Here is a 20504-nt window from a genome sequence, read left to right on the forward strand (position 1 = left end):
AATGAATCACCAGGCTGTATGCCTTCTTCAAGGTTAATACCGTTCTCTACACTAGCTTCATAAATTTCTCAAAATCGCCGCCGAATCATTTGCCGGTAGCTTCGTTTTACGTTTCTATTGAGTTATAGTGCACGTTCGAAATTGATATTATTATATCTCTTTCCAAACCCCATTAAGCGCATCAATCTTCCACTCAAGTTGTTTCATATATTCAATCATGAGGTCAAGCGTTTGTTGCGTAACAAACCCAGGACTCCTCTTCTGAATTTTTATCATTTCTTGAAAAAGCACGCTTCTCTTCTCGATTAACTGGCAACGTGAATTCTTATATTTCAACACTAGCTTTAAAACCGCTTCCCAATCAACCAGTTCAATGTGTAATCTAAGCAGCCTAAAGTAATGGCTAATGTCTGTCTGGTGAGCAAATTCACGATAATTCTCATTTCTTGCAATGCTATACTTAATTACAGCAACCTTGCTATCAATCTGCTTCAATAGCTCTTCCAAGAATGCTCACCCTTCATTAAATTGTTTGTTACGCTTTGTGACCACTGTTAATTGCCCTGTAATTATTGATTGTTGTCCGCTATTTAGAGCATTTTGCTTATTCCGTAGTGAATCTAAATGACCAACGGCACTAATCTGGATATTCGTACCCTCACACCTAATCAGCAATTCATTAATAACTGATTGGATAATATGTCTCTTGTCTCCGAATGTTAGGCTATCGCCTTTGGTCATAATAAACTCGTTTATTTTATCCAGGACTAATTGATTCTCTTTCGTAGAAGTTTCTTCCGTTTGCATTAAGCGCATTTGCTCTTGACAAGAATCAAACCTTTGCATTAGTTCAGTCATTTCATTCTTTATTATTCTGAACTCGCGATCCATTTCTTGTTCATCAATTAAGTCCCTTTTAAACATGATTTTAACCTTTTCCATTTCCTTTTCCTTTGTCGAGATCAACTTCAGAAGCGACTCGGATGTTAATTCTAACTCATTAATTATTGTCACCTTATTTGTATTTAACCTCTCCATATATTCATGAGGTATTGATATCGATTCGATAACCAACCCCCACACATATTCATCGAGAACTTCAGCTCGAATGGAACTAGTGGAGCACGGCTCTATGGATTTTCCATATTGGCTTGGATATCTATTCGGACACCTATAACATGTATATTTTTCCTTCATCCCCGAGCAGATGTTCATCCGTCCTGAATATGTATTCCCCTCCCATTTACGGCCACAATGCCCACATCTTAACAGAGATCGTAGTAGATACTCATATTTGTGATTACCGGCATTTTTTCTGCTCTTCGCTCGCCGCTCCTGAGCTAACTGAAATAAACTATCATCAATTATCGCTGGTACTTTTACTTGGATCCATTCGCTCTTATTCCGATAGGTAATAGTCCTCTTAGATGCTCCCTTCTTGGTACGTTCTCCCTTAACCTTTTGAGTGCATCTTCGGTTGTAGTAATACTTGCCAATATATATTTCATTTTGTAATATGCGTTTTAGCGAACTGACATTCCAAATATTTCTTTCAGATCTTTTCGGTGCCGCTCCCATCTCAATTAGCCTATTTCCGATCTCCTTCATCAACAGATTGTCATACACATACCATTGATAAACAAGTTTCACAAACCTTGCCTCGTTCTCGTTTATCACTAGACTACTATTGATTAAATCGTAACCATACGGTGGGACACGCATCGGCATTATCTTCTTATCTTTCTCTACGGCTTTAAGACGTCCTCGAATAGTTCTCTTCTTAATCAGCGACAACTCGTACTGAGCAATCACACTGATCAAGTTGAAAAAAAGCTGACCTTCCGGCGTATTCTTATACTCCGTGTCCACGAACATCAATTGAACATGTTTAGACTCGAACTCACGACAAATGAGTAACTTGTCAGTAAGATCGCGTGTTAATCTGTCAGGATGAGTAATTATGATCTGTGAGATAAGCCCCGCTATTATATCTTGTCTTAGCTGGTTCATAGCAGGACGATCGATATCCTCACCGCTTACCCCCTCTTCCCTATACACTTTTACGTTAGAATCAGCGATGTTAAGCTCTTTGGCTTTCTTAATACATAGCTCCACTTGACCATCCAAGCTGGTTCCTTCTAGAGCTTGCATGCCTGTCGATACCCTTACATAGACCGCTGTGTACATCAGATTTACCTCCTCCCTTTACATGATTTATTCTTCGGGTCTCTTTTGAGCAAAACTTGTTTCATTTTCTCCATCTGCTTGTAATATGCAACTAAAACTTCAGGTGAGATTGTGTCATGGCTAATTCGTGAGCACCATTCAAAACCTACATTAGTAATGAGGAACCCTTCCTCGATGTTGTTTGAATTAACACAAAACTCAACTTCGATCGGGCCAGAATCATTCACTTTCATAAACCACTGTTCCTTGATTGAGAGGGAGCAGGTATAAATGTGCTCATCCACCTCGATACCCCTTCGTGTAATAAATGCTTTTCTAGATTGCAGCCCCAAGCTCAACACACCACCATATAAGAACATTTGTTCGCATGTTATTAGCGTGTCCTTTTTCACAAAAAATAAACCGCCTGAACAAGCTTCAGTCGGTTTTTATCATGATCCTTTTTAGAATGTAGTCAATGACTCTCCATTTAGCTTCAATAGCAGCTGCATCGACGCTCGACGGCTCAGTATTTTGCTTATTCTCTTCAACTATGGCCGCAGATACATACGTGAACATATACGTCTTATACATCAAACCACCTCAATACTGATGTATTCGAATTGTGGCTTGACTTAGTCCGGTTCACTTGGTAGCTGTTGATTATTTTGATCGATTTCCTTGTCCGCTGCAGCTTGCAGTTCACCATTTTCTTTTTTTATTCGCAGCTCTTCATCCTTCATCCACTTTTCTATCAGTTTGAGTGCGCGTTTTCGATTTTCCTCCAAAATTAAAAAACCTCCTGATATTTGGTATCAGAAGGTTCACCCCAATTATACAAATGTAAATGCAAAAACCATTAGTTGGTTTGCTTAAAATTATGTACTGTCGTATTTAGTTTTAGCTCCTCCTTATAACGCTCCATAGCACCTTTTTCTTTTTCTTTTCCCTTTTGGATTCCAATGATGCACATCATAAACTTTCCCTTCGACAGTATTACTGGGGAATAGTAATAACTATCAAGTGTGATGCCTTTCAAGCTCTTTAATATTTCAACTTTATTGAATTCCTCAATGTCAAATAAAAAGCGAAGCTCAAAGAAATTTTTATATATGTGCATTTTTAACACAATGGGAGTGAGAGTTTCATAAATCACCATTACGTTGATTACTCGTCTAATCTTATTATTGATTATTAACAATTCTTTTGCTTTTTTATTAGCATTTGTAATAGCATTTTTCAAACCGTCAAGACTTACTTGAGGGACCTTCAAAGCAGCATACTCTAAGTAGCTTCTACTATGAATAATCCCAACACAATTATTAAATAGGTATTGCGCTGGAATTTCTAATAATACCGCAAGCATTAATCTATAAGAAATTAAACTGTGACTAACTTGCGATTTTTCAGCACTATCCTTCGGCGCTTCAGTATTATCTTTCGATTCCTCCATTCCATATTCAAGTATCTTACCAAGCGTTCCTCCACTTTTCGAACCACCTAATTCTTTAAAGCCATTTATGATGTCTTGATTATTAATACCACAGATCAACTTACCTAATTTAATACGATTAAACACATCTACTCCCAAAAATACTGCATCTAGTTTAGTTGGATTTCTAAAAAAGAAATACCGCTTGATGCGATCATTTATTTCTTTCAAAGCATCCAGCAAGTTTCCCTTTAACTGATCAATATTTACTTCTTCCCCATAATATTGACCGGTTGGGTTTATGAAATTCTCCACATTTCTTGCGAATCGTTCATATTGATTGATATTCATAATTATCACCATCTCTATTATGAAAGAATGTTGTCGATGTTACCTCAGAAAACCACACCATGGGTTGAATTCCTGAATTGAATAGGTATTTCTCAAGTATTCTAAATACCCATAATCTGCCTAAACCTCCTTCTGGTTTTTTAAAGTACTGCAAAATATCATTGGTTAAGCTATAGCTGTAGGTCCGGACTTATAAGGTCAGTTTTATTTCAGAAAAAAAGAGGCAATCTTTCTCAACTGAGAATGATTACCTCTAAAACCAAGGTATTGATGTGTTAGCGGTGATCCGTTTTTTAACTCGAATCCAGTCCTCTAACCCCATCAATACTTCATTTATACGATTATATTTACACTTCACGCTTTATCCAAGTAAAGGGTTTGTTGTATTATAAAAAAAATACGCCAATTTTTACTTTATTTGTAAAAAACAAAAAAGACCTATCAAAAACTAGGTCCTAGAATTAATTATCAATCGTCTCTTCTTGTTGATTGATTAATAATAATCAACGAGAAGAGACGATTGATAATTTTTTAGCAACAGGCATTTAGCTGTTGAGATTAAGCTCCTGCATAGGAACCTCACATAACGGATTGAGCCGCCTGGCATCCGCAAACATTAGAAATATTACCCTTTTGAGTCTAACACAAATATCAAGGCAATTCTACTAAATCCGAGTGAAATTTGAATAGAATTACAAGATTAAGAGAAAACTAATTATGAGGTGATAAAAATGAAATTAGCTCACAAACAACTAAATAAATCTTCTACAGAAATACTCAACAAAAAAATATCAGTAAAATTTATTTTTGATCAAATTCAAAATTCGCAACTGGAATCAAGTGTCAAGAAAGAGTTAATAAGTCACCTATCCGACTATTTGGTTTCTCATTTTAACCCAGAGGCTTTAACTAAGGATTACACCAATCAACTAAAAACCAGAATTTCTGAGAAAAGAGAAACCGAGGTTTACAAGGCTATCTACGAATTCGAAAATTTTTACCAACATAAATATGCCCCTACAACAATTATGAGACATCGAAGAAGCTTAAAGAAATTTATAGATTACATCAAAGAAAATAGCCATATCAAGGCAGATCAATATAACATGAATGATCTTTCTCAACTAAAGTATCATGATATTACTAATTACGAAAAACATCTCGTATCAGAAATGAATGTTCAAAAAATCCAAAAATGTACCGTAAATAAATACTTACGATCAGTACAGCTATTACTTGAGCTAATGATGCTAAAACAATTTTCAAAGTTAAAGTATAACATTCCCAAATCTTTAATGGACAATGGGCAGCGCTGTAATGTGAAAATTACAACAGAGGAGATTTCAGCCATTCTAGAAGCAATAGATAAGAGTAGTCGTTATAAAGAACGTGATTTATCAATTGTTTTACTTACTATGGAACTAGGATGCCGCCCTATCGAACTTGTAGGTATTACAATTCAAGATATCTCATGGACAGAATCAATTATTCAAGTATTTTGTGTCAAGTCAGGACAACGTACTCTCAAAATAAGCAAACCTCTAACAAAACTACTGAAAGCATACAATTTTATTCGAGATTCCTATAATCTGACACACGATTTTCTATTTGTTAATCAATATGGTGAACCTCTCGGACGAAATGGTGTTTGCGGTATACTCCAAAGTGCAAGTATTAGAGCTTTTGGGGAGCGACGTGTTAATCCAAAAGCATTAAGACATACGTATGCGACAAATGCTTTAGACAACTTTAATGATTTTGATGAAGTCTCTAAATCCCTTGGACATCTTCACTGGTCATCGACAGAATATTATGTATTCAAAAGCATTTCACGCTTATTAAAAAAAGCTTTATCTCACAATCCAGCTCAACTGATTAATGTAGGTGGTGATTCTCATGGACTTTGATTTCACAATAAAAAGTGATCTTGATCCAGAGTATGTTTGCGAACAATTTGGGATCGAGCTAGAAGACTTCTATCGATTAATTGAAGGCAAACGAAAAGTAGATAGTGAGAACACTATTTTGTTTGTTATTGATCAATATAGAGAACGAATAATAAAGACGAAGGTTCTGGCGGCGAACACAAAACGATATTACGATGTGTTTCTAAATAAACTCAGTGAATTTCTGCAAATCAATTACACCGACAGAAAAATCACATCATTTAATGGTGATATTTTCTATGAGTTCTTGGCCACGTGTAAACCAAGGAAAAGCTCATTTGTTAAAAACGGAACAATTAATACTTACGTTGGCATCATAAGGAGTATGCTGGATTTTGCATATACAGAAAAATACGTTACGGAGGATCTTAGGGGGAAAATCAAATTTGTTAATGATGATCTACTTCCTCGTCATCTACCGAAGGATATAATGTCTAAACTTTTACATGAAGCAAAGAAAACATCATGGCCATTTTTAAACTACACGATTATCTACTTTATGTTGTTAACTGGCTGTAGAATCAGTGAGGTTGTACGTCTAAGAGTTCGTGATTTTAATATTAATGAAAATGTGATTTTTATTAGAAAGAGTAAAAACGAAAAGGAACGATATGTTCCTATGTATCCTGAATTAAAAGAGGCTGTACTAGATTATTTCTCCCGAACAGGTTTGCATCACTGGAATATCCAAAACGAAGAAGCTCTATTCACGAAACGCTGCATTGAGAAAAGAACGTCTCTTACGGTTCGAAATGTTCAATACATGCTGGATAAAATGTATACAAAACTAGGGATAAAGGGAATATATACAGTTCATAGTTTGCGGCATACTTTCGCAGTGAACTGTATTAAAATGTCTATGCCAATAGAGATATTACAACAAATTCTTGGTCATAAAAATATAGAAACGACAACAATATATATACAATTGTTGCCTGAAGAGTTGAAGGAAGAAGTGATGAAAAAATATCCTTTTCCTTATGAAAATTTATTAAATCAAATATTTGGAATTGGGAGGAGTACTGAGCATAATGAACCTTTCTAACTTAATTGAATCATATATAATAACCGCACCACTATCAAACCTTACGGCAAAAAAATACCATAAAGAGCTAAAAGAATTTATGGATTTTCTCGGCCTGCAACTAAAATGTGCTCCAGAAGAAATTAGTTTGGACAAAATCTACAGAGTTGTCGATCGTTCAGATAAATTAGTTAGGCATAAGCCCATTGATGCAAAATTTATCGACTTCTATCTTGTAAATATAGTTCCTAAAGGTTATAACAAACTCTCAAACTCATGTCATGCGCTAAAATCATTTTTCCGCTATTTCTCTGAAGCACATAATTATGTAGACATCATTTCTGGCTTACAATTTAAGTTGAGTGACTTTAGAAAAAGTAAAAAACCAAGACGGATTTTCACACGACATGAGGTTTTAAAATTTTTACAGAGCCTGATTATGAATAGTGAAAATATAGAACGCGATTCTCTACTCTTTACTTTGTTACTATCGACCGGAATACGTATCTCGGAGGCACTAGGACTACAAGTGAAGCATATTGATTGGGACAATGAAATGTTTCTTCTAGAGAAAACAAAATCAAAAAAACAAAGAGTACTTGCCTTGCGAAACGGTTATGGGACTATCTTAAAACAATACTGTGAACTACAACAATTAAAAATCGATGACTACTTGTTTCAAAAAGATGAGAAACCTCTCAATAGAAACGATGTAGCGACTATTTTAAAGCAACACATTTCCAAAGCTAATCTTCAATCTATCAACATTCACAGTTTACGTCATTCCTTCGCAACTTTCATGTACGAAGCAGGAAGCGAAATAACAACAGTTCAACAATTGCTTGGCCATTCATCTTTACTAACCACATTATTGTATGTACACCCCTACTATACTAGAAACTTTAATATAAAAATAAAAGAGAATCATCAAGTATACGAAAATATTAAAGGGATTCTTCAAAAATATATATAGTCAATCTTACTGACCTCACAATAAACTGTCTTTCGCAGAGCCTTTTCACTAAGGTCATTTTTTTGAGCGTATGGCTCTAGTTCTCTCCCCTCTTGCTACGATCGGTTGGATCTAAACAAGCCACGTATGCTTACTAGCTTCACTTAAAGCAGTTGCTAGAAGAATACGACCTTGCCAGCAACTAAAGGCGGTTGAGACCGAAATCATTAATGTATTAGATCGCATTCCTATTGCGAAATCTATGCTTGCTGTCAAAAGGGTTAGCGTCATGCAGGCCTTAATCTTGCTGAAGCAAGCTCAGGAAAATGAACCGGACAGATGAAAATTAGCAAACGTGGACGCTCTCGCCTACGACGGATTATCTTCATGAAGACGAGAATTTGTCATGAATAATCCTGAATTTCAAGCGAAGCACGCACAGAATGTGCAAGTGAACAAGATGAAGAAAATGCCGTCCATTATGAAACTGTGTGGTAAATTAGCACGGGTACTCGTTGGCATGGCTCGCAAACGTGAAGCCTAGAATCCTCATAAAACAATGCCACTACAGTTAGCAGCTTAATCATTTTCTTCCGATTCGTCGTACGAATGTTGGCTTATTCGCGGGTTTTCAAAAACCTCCGGGGGCCGCGTGGAGAATGCGTGCAGTATGGAAGGATATGGGGTAGTAACCTCCCCTTCTATTTCCTCACGCCTTCATGTTGTCCTGGTCCTGGTCCGCAACAATGGTTCTCTTATGCTCTTTCTGTATTTCTGGCAAGGGTGAAATCCTGCGAATAAGCGAGCATTCGTGAGAAAACTAAATCGTACCGATGGAGAATTTCTGTAAAACGATAAATACCTTGGAATTCAATCATTCTCACTTCACCACATGCGCGACCAACCGCAGATTGTGCTCAAACAGAATATTTTTGGAGTACCCATCCCATCCGTGTAACTGAAACAATGACTTTCCATCATTCAGCATGCTGAATGACATTCAATGACATCGGGTTGTGTTTACAACCTCCTGATAATATCCATCACGTACTTGAAGATGACGGATGCTCCACCCAAGAAGTACAGCACAATGAGCGTGTACTCCGTCGGATCAATAGGGATCATGGAGAGAATAAAGTTCAGAGGCAGCACATAGTAGAGAATGTCTTTCAAATAGCCTAAAAATGTTGTATCGAAAGTCCCTTTCCAGAACGAAGGGATAAATGCAGTTAGAAAGTCGATGATCATAAAGCCGAATACGGCCCACATCGTGTAAGTAACCCAAGCGACAAGTGTAAATTCCATTTCGTATTCACCACCTTGATACAGGGTATGCTGGGTTATCGCCCTGGTGAGCCATTTTTCGCGCATCGGGTCTTATTTTTTTGCATACCGTTTCTCTAGGGACGTATCGGAACTGCTGCAAGTTCCATGCTTCGTCCAGGCGGAGGCGAGTGCGGCGTGCTAGGGCGAAATGATTCCGTTTCCAATTATTTCGAGAAGCTCTTGAATACAATCGACGTCGGCGTGCATTTCATCGACCGTGAAGGCAATACCGTGTTCTACAACGACAAAATGGCGGAGATCGACGGGTTGAACCGGGAGCAGGTGCTGGGGCAAAATATTTTGCACCTCTATCCTTCCCTCACGCTCGAGACGAGTACGCTGGAGAAAGTGCTGCAGACCGGACAGCAGCTGCCCGCACGCATACAGACTTATTTCAACGTAGACGGCAAGCGGATCATGACGATTAACAGCACTTATCCGCTTTATGACAATGGCCGGCTCGTCGGCGCGCTTGAAGTGGCGAAAGATATTACGAGCATCGTCCATCTGCATGATCAGATACTGGATCTGAGGCAGCAGCTCTATCAATCGAAGCCGAAGGATCCGAAGAGCAAAGTCGCCGCACGTTATGAGTTCAGCGATCTCATTGGGCGAAGCAAGCCGTTTCTGGATGTGCTGCAGCTCGCGAAGAAGACGTCACGCACCAACTCGCCCGTGCTCATCTACGGCGCGACCGGCACCGGCAAAGAGCTGTTCGCCCAAAGCATTCATAATGCCGGCGTCCGCCGAAGCCGTCCTTTCATCGCGCAGAACTGTGCCGCTGTACCGGCAGATCTCCTGGAAGGCATCATGTTCGGCACGACGCGCGGCGCGTTCACCGGCGCAATCGACCGGGCTGGCTTGTTCGAGCAAGCCAGCGGCGGCACGCTATTCCTCGATGAGCTGAACAGCCTTGATATTTATCTGCAAGCCAAGCTTCTGCGCGTGCTTCAAGATGGCATGGTGCGCCGGATTGGCGGCACGAGCGAGCTTCAAGCGGATGTACGCGTCATTACCGCGATGAATATGGACCCGGCTAAGGCGCTCGATGAGGGGCGCTTGCGTGGCGATCTTTATTTTCGGCTTAGTGTCGTGAAGCTGGAGCTGCCGCTTCTTAAGGATCGGATAGAGGATATTCCGCTGCTTGTCGATCATTTCATCGAGAAGATGAATGGCGTGTTCGGGATGCAGCTGACTGGCATTGCCCCTGCAGCACTTGCTCGGCTGACCGCCTATACATGGCCGGGGAATGTACGAGAGCTCAGCCATGCGATTGAATCAGCGTTCAATATGGTAGAGATCGATGATATGCTGATTGACGAGCATCATCTTCCAGCGAATCTACTGGATAAGCGGCACGATCACAACGTTGCTCAGCCCCTTCTTCAACCACTGGAGGATGAGAAGCTGACCAATCGCATCAAGCTAATGGAACGTGAAGCGATCGTGGAGGCACTGCAGCGGAATGCGTTCAACATCAGCCTGACGGCGCAAGAGCTGGGCATCAAACGGCAGGCGCTGCAATATAAGCTGAAGCGGTATGGCATTGCGAAGCAGACAGCGGAGTGAATGGAGATTGCGTGAGCTTGAATCGTGCGATGCAAACAGATTGCATCTCTTTTGCGCTAACGGTTCTCAGCAACGCTATATGGCGATTTCGACTGCGAGATGTTCCGATTCGAGCTGAATAAGCGCTCTGGGAACCGTTAGAATATGCGAAGGTGTATTTTGGGCCAAATAAGCACTGTGAGATCCATTAGCCGGGACTCTCGACAAATTGGGCTCCCTTGCAGGGAGCTTTTTTGATTTTGATGGTCATGTTGGCACACTCCTTGCTTCTTATACAAGTAGATAGCTACTCTCATGGAGGTGCAGCAGATGAATATGGCTAGCAATGGCGGAAAGGACAAGGTGCCTCTTAGCAGCAACCGGCATTGGAAAGAGGTTCCGCTCTGGAAGGACGTCACGGATGAGCAGTGGAACGATTGGCTGTGGCAGCTCACGCACACGATTAAGACGCTCGATGAATTAAAGCAGGTCGTCAATCTGACTCCGGATGAAGAAGCAGGTGTTCAGATTTCAACGCAGACGATCCCGCTCAACATTACGCCTTACTACGCTTCCCTCATGCATCCGGATGACCCGCGATGCCCGATCCGGCTGCAATCGGTTCCGATCTCGGCAGAGCTGCTAAAGACCAAATATGACTTGGAAGATCCATTATACGAGGATGAAGATTCACCTACTCCCGGTCTTACGCATCGCTATCCAGATCGTGTGCTGTTCCTCGTTACGAATCAATGCTCCATGTACTGCCGTTACTGCACGCGCAGACGCTTCTCCGGCCAAGTCGGGATGGGCGTGCCGAAGAAGCAGATGGACGACGCGATTGCCTATATCCGCAATACGCCTGAAGTACGCGACGTGCTGCTCTCCGGCGGCGACGGACTGCTCATTAACGATACCATTCTTGAATATATCCTGAAGAACTTGCGTGAGATCCCGCATGTTGAGATCATTCGAATCGGCACGCGCGCGCCGGTCGTGTTCCCGCAGAGGATTACCGAGAATCTGTGCAAAATGCTGCGCAAGTACCATCCGATCTGGCTCAATACGCATTTCAATCATCCGCTCGAGATGACGGACGAAGCGAAGAAAGCGTGCGAGATGCTCGCAGATGCCGGCGTGCCGCTCGGCAATCAAGCCGTTATTCTTGCCGGCATCAATGACAGCACCCACATCATGAAGAAGCTGATGCATGAGCTGGTCAAAATCCGCGTCCGCCCATATTACATCTACCAATGCGACTTGTCTGAAGGCATTGGGCACTTCCGGGCTCCAGTGTCCAAAGGGCTTGAGATTATTGAAGCGCTGCGCGGACACACTAGTGGCTATGCAGTTCCGACTTTCGTCGTCGATGCCCCTGGCGGCGGCGGTAAGATCGCGCTCCAGCCGAACTACCTCATCTCGCAGAGCCAAGATAAGGTCATCCTCCGCAACTATGAAGGGGTTATCGTTGGCTATCCAGAACCGAGGAATTACGTTCCGGGCCGCGCCGACGAATACTTCAATGAAATCTACAAGATCGAGAAGCAGCCGGAAACCACCGGCATCATCTCGCTCATCAAGGATGAAAATTTCAACCTGGTGCCAGAAAACTTGCGGCGGATCGGCAGGCGGAAGCTCTACGAGCAGACGCCGGATCACCACTCGCTCAAGGACAAACGCGAGAAGCGCGACGAGATGAAGCAGAAGCTTATGCGGGCACGGCAAGGCGGCGACAGCGCGCCAGTCGCTCCGGCGGCGAAGCCAGAAGCTGCTTCAGCAGCTCCGGCAGCACAGGCTGAAGGCGACACGAACGGCAGCGGAAGCAACGATAGCAACAATGGCAATAGCAGCAGCGACGGTTCGGCGACATGATATGAAGAAGGCCTTGCCGCTCCTATCAAGAGGAGCCGGCAAGGCCTTCTTCCGTTTCGGTTCCGCACCAGGTGAGCATGGTAAGCGCAATAATTTCGGCAGCACGGAACATGTCGTCGAGCACGATATGTTCATTCGGGTAATGGGCGGTCTGCGTAAGGCCCGGACCGAACACGATGCACGGCGTATCGCCTACCACGGTCAGCAGCCCTCCGTCCGTCCCCCACGGAGATGCCTCAATCGACGGTTTGCTTCCAAGCACCGCTTCATATTGCTCCGACAGCGCGCCGATCAGCTCGTGATCCATATCCACGCTTCCCGGTACCCAGCGTGCGCCGAACCATTCGAGCCGCGGCGGTGAAACCGCGAACCACTCGTCCTTCGCCTGCAGCTGATTCAGCCATGCCGCGAGCTCCGCCTTGGCGTCGTCCATGCTTTCCTCAGGCGCGACGCCGATTCGCCCTTCAATCGTCACGATGTCCGGCACGGAAGACGGCCAGTTGCCGCCGTTGATAGTCCCGATATTGATCGGGATCGGGATGGGATTGTTCGCAAACAGCGGATCGTTAATACGCGCATTGCGAACTCCTTCTAGCTCAAGCAGCTGCGACACGACAAGCATGCATTTCTCGATCGCGCTGACGCCTTCATACCTCGTTCCTCCATGCGCGGAGCGGCCTTTCACATGAACCCGAAACCACATTGAGCCTTGCTGCTTCGGGAAGATCCGCATATTCGTCGGCTCGGGAATGAGCGCCGCGTCTGCCTTATACCCCTTCAAGATTGCGGCGAGCGTCCCTGCGCCGCCGCTCTCCTCTTCCACGACGCTCTGGAAGATGACATCGCCCTTCAGCGTAATGCCGAGCTCGCGAATCGCTTGAATGGCAAGGAGCAGCGAGACATTGCCGCCTTTCATATCCGATGCGCCGCGTCCATACAGCTTGCCGTCCGCCACTTCGCCGCTGAAGGGATGGCTGGTCCACTGCTTCACATCTCCCTCGGGCACAACGTCCATATGCCCATTGAGCAGAATGGACCGCCCGCCTCCATTCCCACGTAGTACGCCGACCACGTTCGGACTTCCGGTGAACTTGCTGCGCGGCGAATAGAAGTACGGATGCTTCTCGAGCAGCTCGCCATCCGGTTCCCACAGCTCGACCTCCAGGTTCATATCGTACAGCTTGCCGGCGATCAGCATCTGAGCCTGCTGTTCATGCCCCTGCGTACTCGGCATTCGGACCAGGCTTTGCAGCAAACGGACTCCTTCCTCGCGGTGATGCTCCAGCCATTCGTGAATTTGCGCTTTCCAGCTCATGCTGTTCCCTCCCATGCGATGCGGTCAATCTTTATGGAATATAGAGAATTTGCTCGGGCAATGTAAGGCTCGCTTCCGTGCACCGGATGACCTCTTCAAGCGTAAAGGGCAGCATAATCTCCCGCAAAAGAAGACCGTCTGCCGTAACCTCCATCACCGCCATATCCGTAATAATCAGATCGACACAAGCAGGAGCGGTGAGCGGCAGCTCGCACTGCTTCTTAATCTTAGGCGCGCCATCCTTGTTGACATGGTTCATGATTGCGACCACCTTCTTCGCCTTCTGCGCAAGCTCCATCGCACCGCCGATTCCAGCCGCCCGCTTGCCGGGTACGATCCAATTCGCGAGATCGCCCCGCTCGCTCACTTCAAGCGCGCCGAGCACCGTCATATCTATGCAGCCCCGCCGAATCATAGCGAACGCGATGGCACTGTCGCAATACGAAGCTCCTTCTACGATCGTCACCGGGTAGCCGCCCGCGTTGCACAGAAACCCGTCTTCCTCACCTAGTGCCGGACTCGGTCCTGCGCCCAGAATTCCATTCTCCGCATGAAAAATCACTTCAATGCCTTCCCCGATAAAATCAGCCACTCGCGTCGGGATGCCGATCCCTAAGTTCACGACCATGCCATCCTTCAGCTCCGCGGCGGCGCGTCTTGCGATTCGGTCGCGGCTCGTTTCTCCCATACCCACTGCCAATTCACCCCTTTGCCTGCGATGACGGCGTTCACGAAGATGCCAGGCGTTACGATCAGCTCCGGATCGAGACAGCCGATCGGTACGATCTCATCCGCTTCGGCGATAGTCCGCTCGCCCGCCATTGCTACGAGCGGATTAAAATTGCGCCCGCTCTTGTCGTAGACCAGATTGCCGTACGGGTCTGCTTTGCTCGCGTGTACGATGGCAACGTCAGCCGTTAAAGCCGGCTCGACTAAGTACGTCTTGCCATTAATGACGACCGTCTCCTTGCCTTCTGCAATCGAAGTACCGAGCCCGACATCGACGAGAATACCGCCGAGCCCGACGCCTCCGGCCCTGATCTTCTCTGCGAGCGTCCCCTGCGGATAGAATATGATCTCCATCCGCCCATCCTCCATCATCCGCCCCGCGTTCGGATTGGACCCGATATGCGAGGTAATGACCTTGCGCACCCGACCTTCGGTGACCAACCGACCGATGCCGATCCAAGGGAAGCCGGTATCGTTGCCGATGAGCGTAAGCTCCTTTACGCCTTTATCAAGAATGCCTTCAATGAGCGTTGGCGGCGTACCGATTCCGCCAAAGCCGCCATACATGAGCGTGCAACCATCTGTTATCCATGCCAACGCTTCTTCTAGTGATCGCAGCTTGCTCATCCGCTGCTCACCTCCTGACTTACTTCGGCTATCGCTTCGCCAAGCCGTTCTACGAGCAGATCCATCTCCTCCACGGAGATCGTAAACGGTGGCGCAATGATAATTGCATCACCTTCTCCATCCACGCCGCCAGCCGCTGGGTAGATCAGCAAGCCTTTGCTGAACGCGCGCTCGACGATCTTCGTTGTTAGCGATACCTGAGCTGAAAAAGGCTCCTTCGTTCGCCGATTCGCCACGAACTCCAGCCCGAGCAGCAGCCCCTTGCCGCGCACATCGCCGACCAGCTCGAGCCCATCAGACATTTTCACAAGTGCAGCTCGCAGGTACTGCCCCTTCTCCTGCGCAGCTTTCACAAGCTGCTGCTCTTCGATATAATCGAGAACAGCGAGCGCCACTGCCGCCGACTGCGGATTCGCACTGTACGTGTGGCCGGACATGACCAGCTTCGAGCCGTTAAGTATCGGCTCCAGCACATGATCCTTGGCAAGCGTCGCAGCCATTGGCGTGTATCCAGCACTCAGCCCTTTGCCAAGCGCAATGATATCGGGCTGAACGCCCCAATGCTCCATTCCGAACATCGTGCCGGTGCGGGCGATGCCGGTCATGACTTCATCGGCGATGAATAGAATTTCATGACGCCTGCATATCTCCATAATGCGCTCATAGTAGCCGTCAGGCGGCACGACTGCTCCTCCGGCAGCGCCGATGACCGGCTCAGCGATGAATGCGGCGATATGCTCGGAGCCGATTCTATTGACTATCGTCTCCAGATCATTCGCACACGCTAACCCGCATGTTGCTGGATCATGCTGCATCGGGCACCGATAGCAATAGGGTGGCGCGACGAGCGGGAAGTCCTCTAATAGCGGTACGAAGCGCCTTCGCCTCGTGAAATGCCCGGACATGGACAATGCGCCGAGCGTTATACCGTGATAGCTCATCCGCCGCGAAAGCACCTTATATTTGCTCGGTCTTCCCATCTCCTGCCAATGCTGAATTGCAATCTTCATCGCGGTTTCGGTCGCCTCGGAGCCGCTGTTTACGAAGAACGACCAGTAGTCGTTGCCTGGCGCGAGATCACTTAGACGCTTCGCGAGCGCCTCTGCAGGTTCACTTGTAAACTGCGAACGGTAGACGAATGACACCTTGCTTGCCTGCTCCTGCATCGCGTCGGCAATTTCCTGCACGCCATGTCCGATGCCAGCTGTGACAGCTCCGGATGATGCATCTAAGTAAGAGTTGCCTTGATCGTCATACAAGAACACGCCTTTACCATATGAAATCGTGGGATAATGATGGTTCAGCAGTGGCTTAATGAGATGTTCCCGTTTCATCGAGAGCCGCCTCCCATGTAATCAAGCCTGGTGTACCCGTCTATGCCAAAGTTTTGGCACTGCAAGCATGAATCTGCCAAATTATGATGCATCCCTACTCGGAGGCTGGCATTCGATCGCCGTACCACCGCCTCCGGCGTTGGTATCAAACTTGCATCTATTGAAGCTGCAACCGATCAATTGGAGGACGATTATATGTCAACAGAACCGAACACGAACCGCTATTACGATGTTGTCACTGAATGTGGCGATGGCAATTTTACACTTCAGCTGTTTCTGGATTATTTCAACAAACGTCTACGAATTGATGACTATACAGGCGATATCGTAGCGGTGTGTCGACGTGCATCCGAAGTTGCTCAGGAGCATGGATTCACGAAGATTTTTATTAAAGCTCGCGTAGAAGATTGGATGGCATTCCTGTCACGGGGGTATATGCTGGAAGGGATTTTTAAGGGATATTTTCACGGGTGCGACGCTTATAGCATGGCTTATTACACGGACCTGGGGCGGAGAACGAGCGATTATTGGCTGGAAGAAGATCAGATTCTACGGCAAGTGCTGACTCTTATGAAGAAGCCTGAACGCGATCCGGTACCTGCGCCTTTTGTGCTTCGGCCTGCAACTGAGGTTGATGCTGACGAGCTCGCCGCTTTATATGGGCAAGTATTCCAGACATACCCGACACCTATGAACGACCCTGCTTACATTCGGAACGTGATGGATGAGGGAACGGTGTTCTACGTCGTCGTGGACGAAGGCAAGCTAATCAGCGCTTCGTCTGCGGAGATTAATACAGTCTATCGGAACGCGGAGATTACGGACTGCGTCACGCTTCCCGCTTATCGGGGCAAAGGCTTGATGCGTCTGCTTATCCAGTCACTAGAGGAGGAGCTGCTGAATCGTAACATCCTCGCTCTCTACTCGTTATCCCGCGCACTGTCGTTCGGCATGAACGCGGCTCTGTTCCAGCTCGGCTACGAATACAACGGCAGATTGACTAAGAACTGCGATATCTACGATAAATTCGAGGATATGAATATGTGGTGCAAGCAGCTTACCGCTTCCGCTGAATAGAAGAAGCGATGCCGAGCGATTCCCGGTACTTCGCCACCGTCCGGCGCGAGATAGGGATTCCATCCTCCGCTAGCGTATCTGCGAGCTGTTGATCCGAGTATGGGGAATCTCCTTCTGCTCGGATCAGCTCTTTCACGCGTGCTTTTACCGATTCAGCCGAAATGGCATCATCCAGCCCCTTGTTAAATCCTGTCTGGAAGAAAAAGCTAAGCTCATACGTACCCCAGGGGGTCAATGCGAATTTGCCAGAGGCCGCCCGGCTGATCGTCGATTCGTGCAGCCCCAGCTTATCGGCGATATCAAGCAGGGTTAGCGGCCTCAGCTGCGCTGGCCCGAATCGGAAGAACGCCGCTTGCTCCTCAACGAGCGCCTGGGTTACGCGAAGAAGAGTCGTGCGTCTCTGCTCCAGACAACGAATAAGAAAGGCGGCGGAATTCCTCCTCTCATGGAGAAAAGCACCTGTTTCCTCCGTTCGATCCGTGTTCTGCCTCAACCTCTCATACTCTGTGTTGATCAGCAACCGAGGGAACGCCGCATCATGCAATGCCACTGCGAACTGCCCATCATCACCGGATGTACGCACGATTACATCCGGTATGACATATCCGGGAGGACCCGCATGAAATGCCGCTCCGGGTCTTGGCTGCAACGACTTGAGCTGCAGGATTGCAGCTGAGACGTCAGCCTCGCTCGCTTTCAAACGCTGACTCAACTTATGGATACGTGAGGCAGCCACGTCCTCGAGATATTCTTCAATTAAAGACATTAGCAGAGGATGGCATTCGGATTCGGGAAGCCGCTCTGCCTGCCATCTCAAACATTCAGACAAGCTCCTCGCTCCTACCCCTGCCGGCTCCAGCCTCTTCAGGACTTGAATCGCCTGATCCACCAGCGCAGAATCAACCTCAAGCTGGTTCGCAAGCTGCAGGATATCTGGTTCTGGCGACAAATAACCGCTGGCATCCAAATTCCCAATCAAATAACGAACGATTCGCTTGATTTCCTCCGACTCATTGAGGTCTACATTTAACTGTTCAAGCAGGTGCTGTTCAAGCGTTTCCGGTTGTCCCGCAACATGCTGCAAGCGATCGTAGTCGCTGCTGCTTCGGGAACTGCCAATGTTTGTGCCAGTGCTTGCGCCTGTTCCCTTCGCCCAGTCCGCTTGCTCAAGCAGCGGATTGTCTTCCAGCTGTTGATTGATGAACGCACGCAGCTCGGGGGCTGGCATTTGCAATATCTTCACCGCTTGCTGCAGCTGCGGCGTCATATGAAGCTTGGTCCGCTGCTGCTGCTGCATCCCAAACCCGCCGTAATTACGTGGCATAAGGATCACCTGCCTCATCTGGCTCAAGCTCGATCCTTATATTGTATTCGCCTATAGCTAGGTCCGATTAATAATAACGGTCTTGAGCTCCGTCATTTCTTCTATCGCGTATTTCACGCCTTCACGACCAATGCCGCTCTCCTTCACACCGCCGTATGGCATATGATCCACTCGGAACGTAGGGATGTCATTGATGAGGACGCCGCCAACATGCAGCTTCTCCGCCGCGTCAAAGGCCGTATGAATATTGTTCGTATAAATACCCGCGTGCAGCCCGTAACGCGAGTCGTTGATATGCGCAATCCCTTCACCCACATCCTGAATGCGGTTAATGATGACAATCGGTGCGAACACCTCTTCACAGGACACTTTGGCTGCGCGGTCAACTTCGAGCAGCACCGTCGGCAGCACCATACCATTCTCTACCGTTCCTCCGTAGGCCAGCTGCGCGCCATGTTGGACGGCTTCTTCAATCCAGGCAAGCGCTCTTGCCGTATCCTGCTTCGTAATCATCGTCGACAGATCAGTGTTTGGATCAAGCGGATCGCCAAGCTTCAGCTGGCTCGCACCTGCAGCGAAGTGTTCTACAAAGTCCTCGAAAATCTCATTGTGTACATAGATACGCTGAAGCGAGATACAGACTTGACCTTGATAAGAGAAAGCCCCTTGAACACAGCGCGGAATTAGCTTCGTAAGCGACACTTCCTTATCGACGATGAGTGCCGAGTTCGATCCAAGCTCAAGTGCTACCCGCTTCAGCCCAGCCCGATTACGAATGCCGATGCCGACCTGCGGGCTGCCTGTGAACGAAATCGCCTTCACCCGTTCATCCTGCACGATAACATCGCCGATCACAGCGCCTGAACCGGTAACCACATTGAACGCTCCGGCCGGAAGTCCAGCCTCTTCAAGCAGCTCAGCGAGGAAAAATGCCGACAGCGGCGTCTGTGAAGCCGGCTTCAGCACAATCGTGTTGCCCGATGCGATCGCTGGTCCGACCTTGTGAGCGACCAGATTCATCGGGAAGTTGAACGGCGTTATCGCGCCGATCACACCAAGCGACTCCCTCATCGTATACGCGATTCGACCCTCGCCCCCAGGCGCAGCATCCAGCGGAATCATCTCGCCAGTGACCCGCTTCGCTTCCTCCGCGGCGAACTTATACGTCTGGATCGTCCGGTCCACTTCCGCTCGCGCCGCCTTGATTGGCTTCGCCGCTTCTAGCGCAATCAGGCTCGCCGCCTCGTCAGCTCGGTCGGCTAGTAGCCGGCTAAGCTTCTCCAGAATGCTCGCCCGCTTGTGCGCTGGCATACTCGCCATGACCGACCTCGCTTCATATGCTTCCGCAATTGCGCGCTCTGTCTCTTCCTTCGTTGCCAGCGGAATCTCCGCAAGCAGCACGCCTGAGTATGGAGAATAGAGCGATGCATATGCTCTAGGCTCCACCCATTTTCCACCGATGTATAGTTGTTTCTTCATCT

Annotated in this window: 17 protein-coding genes and 2 pseudogenes; 7 read left to right on the forward strand and 12 right to left on the reverse strand. The window is 46.8% G+C overall.

Annotated elements, in window-relative coordinates; genetic code table 11:
• Window positions 1–150 precede the first annotated feature (150 nt).
• The 5 genes from AC0YNX_RS08960 to AC0YNX_RS08980 all read right to left on the reverse strand — a co-directional run bounded on the left by AC0YNX_RS08960 (window position 151) and on the right by AC0YNX_RS08980 (window position 3949).
• Window positions 151–507 (reverse strand): hypothetical protein, encoded by a 357-nt coding sequence (locus AC0YNX_RS08960; protein WP_475815344.1) that lies wholly within the window; start codon window positions 505–507, stop codon window positions 151–153.
• 6 nt (window positions 508–513) lie between these two features.
• Window positions 514–2187 (reverse strand): recombinase family protein, encoded by a 1674-nt coding sequence (locus AC0YNX_RS08965; protein WP_475815345.1) that lies wholly within the window; start codon window positions 2185–2187, stop codon window positions 514–516.
• Window positions 2188–2192: 5 nt separating this feature from the next.
• On the reverse strand, window positions 2193–2579 hold the full coding sequence (locus tag AC0YNX_RS08970) for a hypothetical protein (protein WP_475815346.1): 387 nt from the start codon (window positions 2577–2579) through the stop codon (window positions 2193–2195).
• 222 nt (window positions 2580–2801) lie between these two features.
• Entirely contained in the window at window positions 2802–2954 is a 153-nt protein-coding gene (locus AC0YNX_RS08975; RefSeq protein ID WP_475815347.1) for a hypothetical protein, read from the reverse strand.
• 71 nt (window positions 2955–3025) lie between these two features.
• On the reverse strand, window positions 3026–3949 hold the full coding sequence (locus AC0YNX_RS08980; protein WP_475815348.1) for a hypothetical protein: 924 nt from the start codon (window positions 3947–3949) through the stop codon (window positions 3026–3028).
• Window positions 3950–4680: 731 nt separating this feature from the next.
• Here AC0YNX_RS08980 and AC0YNX_RS08985 point away from each other — a divergent pair.
• The 4 genes and pseudogenes from AC0YNX_RS08985 to AC0YNX_RS09000 all read left to right on the forward strand — a co-directional run.
• Window positions 4681–5856, forward strand: coding sequence for a tyrosine-type recombinase/integrase (locus tag AC0YNX_RS08985; protein WP_475815349.1), 1176 nt, complete (start codon window positions 4681–4683; stop codon window positions 5854–5856).
• Window positions 5846–6940 (forward strand): tyrosine-type recombinase/integrase, encoded by a 1095-nt coding sequence (locus AC0YNX_RS08990; protein WP_475815350.1) that lies wholly within the window; start codon window positions 5846–5848, stop codon window positions 6938–6940. The genes AC0YNX_RS08985 and AC0YNX_RS08990 overlap by 11 nt, the downstream gene beginning before the upstream one ends.
• Window positions 6927–7892, forward strand: a complete 966-nt coding sequence (locus AC0YNX_RS08995; RefSeq protein WP_475815351.1) for a tyrosine-type recombinase/integrase — start codon at window positions 6927–6929, stop codon at window positions 7890–7892. Before AC0YNX_RS08990 ends, AC0YNX_RS08995 begins: the two co-directional genes overlap by 14 nt.
• A gap of 89 nt (window positions 7893–7981) precedes the next feature.
• Window positions 7982–8415: pseudogene (locus AC0YNX_RS09000) on the forward strand (transposase); the annotation flags it as partial.
• Window positions 8416–8891: 476 nt separating this feature from the next.
• Here AC0YNX_RS09000 and AC0YNX_RS09005 read toward each other — a convergent pair.
• A complete protein-coding gene (locus tag AC0YNX_RS09005) occupies window positions 8892–9176 on the reverse strand; it encodes a hypothetical protein (protein ID WP_475815352.1) in 285 nt (94 codons plus the stop codon).
• Between the two features lie 156 nt (window positions 9177–9332).
• Here AC0YNX_RS09005 and AC0YNX_RS09010 point away from each other — a divergent pair, with 156 nt between their 5' ends.
• Window positions 9333–10766, forward strand: a complete 1434-nt coding sequence (locus AC0YNX_RS09010; RefSeq protein WP_475815353.1) for a sigma-54 interaction domain-containing protein — start codon at window positions 9333–9335, stop codon at window positions 10764–10766.
• A gap of 315 nt (window positions 10767–11081) precedes the next feature.
• Window positions 11082–12467: pseudogene (gene kamA, locus AC0YNX_RS09015) on the forward strand (lysine 2,3-aminomutase); the annotation flags it as partial.
• Window positions 12468–12642: 175 nt separating this feature from the next.
• Here the strand turns inward: kamA and AC0YNX_RS09020 are convergent.
• Genes AC0YNX_RS09020 through AC0YNX_RS09035 form a run of 4 tightly spaced genes read right to left on the reverse strand, consistent with a single transcriptional unit; the run spans window position 12643 to window position 16622 of the window.
• Complete coding sequence (locus AC0YNX_RS09020) at window positions 12643–13932, reverse strand: peptidase (RefSeq protein ID WP_475815354.1); 1290 nt, start codon at window positions 13930–13932, stop codon at window positions 12643–12645.
• A 31-nt stretch (window positions 13933–13963) separates the two neighbouring features.
• Window positions 13964–14626 (reverse strand): 3-oxoacid CoA-transferase subunit B, encoded by a 663-nt coding sequence (locus tag AC0YNX_RS09025; RefSeq protein WP_475815355.1) that lies wholly within the window; start codon window positions 14624–14626, stop codon window positions 13964–13966.
• Window positions 14569–15288 carry a CoA transferase subunit A gene (locus AC0YNX_RS09030; RefSeq protein WP_475815356.1) on the reverse strand — a complete coding sequence of 240 codons (720 nt, stop codon included), beginning with the start codon at window positions 15286–15288 and terminating at the stop codon, window positions 14569–14571. Before AC0YNX_RS09030 ends, AC0YNX_RS09025 begins: the two co-directional genes overlap by 58 nt.
• On the reverse strand, window positions 15285–16622 hold the full coding sequence (locus AC0YNX_RS09035) for an aspartate aminotransferase family protein (protein WP_475815357.1): 1338 nt from the start codon (window positions 16620–16622) through the stop codon (window positions 15285–15287). The genes AC0YNX_RS09030 and AC0YNX_RS09035 overlap by 4 nt, the downstream gene beginning before the upstream one ends.
• Before the next feature lie 195 nt (window positions 16623–16817).
• Between AC0YNX_RS09035 and ablB the strand changes: the two genes are divergently transcribed.
• The gene (gene ablB / locus AC0YNX_RS09040; protein WP_475815358.1) at window positions 16818–17699 is read left to right on the forward strand and encodes a putative beta-lysine N-acetyltransferase; all 882 of its coding nucleotides are present in this window, start codon (window positions 16818–16820) and stop codon (window positions 17697–17699) included.
• On the opposite strand, the gene rpoN is transcribed toward ablB, so the two are convergent.
• Window positions 17680–19023 (reverse strand): RNA polymerase factor sigma-54, encoded by a 1344-nt coding sequence (gene rpoN, locus AC0YNX_RS09045; protein WP_475815359.1) that lies wholly within the window; start codon window positions 19021–19023, stop codon window positions 17680–17682. The genes ablB and rpoN overlap by 20 nt on opposite strands.
• A 57-nt stretch (window positions 19024–19080) precedes the next feature.
• A complete protein-coding gene (locus AC0YNX_RS09050; protein ID WP_475815360.1) occupies window positions 19081–20502 on the reverse strand; it encodes an aldehyde dehydrogenase family protein in 1422 nt (473 codons plus the stop codon).
• Window positions 20503–20504: the final 2 nt, after the last annotated feature.

This window comes from Paenibacillus sp. J31R98 (genome assembly GCF_056269245.1).

What these genes read in the sequence shown, in the direction of transcription:
- AC0YNX_RS08965 (WP_475815345.1), bottom strand. Translation starts at nt 2,187, where the DNA reads ATGTACACAGCGGTCTATGTAAGGGTATCGACAGGCATGCAAGCTCTA.
- AC0YNX_RS08990 (WP_475815350.1), top strand. Translation starts at nt 5,846, where the DNA reads ATGGACTTTGATTTCACAATAAAAAGTGATCTTGATCCAGAGTATGTT.
- AC0YNX_RS09030 (WP_475815356.1), bottom strand. Translation starts at nt 15,288, where the DNA reads ATGAGCAAGCTGCGATCACTAGAAGAAGCGTTGGCATGGATAACAGAT.
- AC0YNX_RS09035 (WP_475815357.1), bottom strand. Translation starts at nt 16,622, where the DNA reads ATGAAACGGGAACATCTCATTAAGCCACTGCTGAACCATCATTATCCC.
- AC0YNX_RS09020 (WP_475815354.1), bottom strand. Translation starts at nt 13,932, where the DNA reads ATGAGCTGGAAAGCGCAAATTCACGAATGGCTGGAGCATCACCGCGAG.
- AC0YNX_RS08980 (WP_475815348.1), bottom strand. Translation starts at nt 3,949, where the DNA reads ATGAATATCAATCAATATGAACGATTCGCAAGAAATGTGGAGAATTTC.
- AC0YNX_RS09050 (WP_475815360.1), bottom strand. Translation starts at nt 20,502, where the DNA reads ATGAAGAAACAACTATACATCGGTGGAAAATGGGTGGAGCCTAGAGCA.
- rpoN (WP_475815359.1), bottom strand. Translation starts at nt 19,023, where the DNA reads ATGCCACGTAATTACGGCGGGTTTGGGATGCAGCAGCAGCAGCGGACC.
- AC0YNX_RS08985 (WP_475815349.1), top strand. Translation starts at nt 4,681, where the DNA reads ATGAAATTAGCTCACAAACAACTAAATAAATCTTCTACAGAAATACTC.
- ablB (WP_475815358.1), top strand. Translation starts at nt 16,818, where the DNA reads ATGTCAACAGAACCGAACACGAACCGCTATTACGATGTTGTCACTGAA.
- AC0YNX_RS08995 (WP_475815351.1), top strand. Translation starts at nt 6,927, where the DNA reads ATGAACCTTTCTAACTTAATTGAATCATATATAATAACCGCACCACTA.
- AC0YNX_RS09005 (WP_475815352.1), bottom strand. Translation starts at nt 9,176, where the DNA reads ATGGAATTTACACTTGTCGCTTGGGTTACTTACACGATGTGGGCCGTA.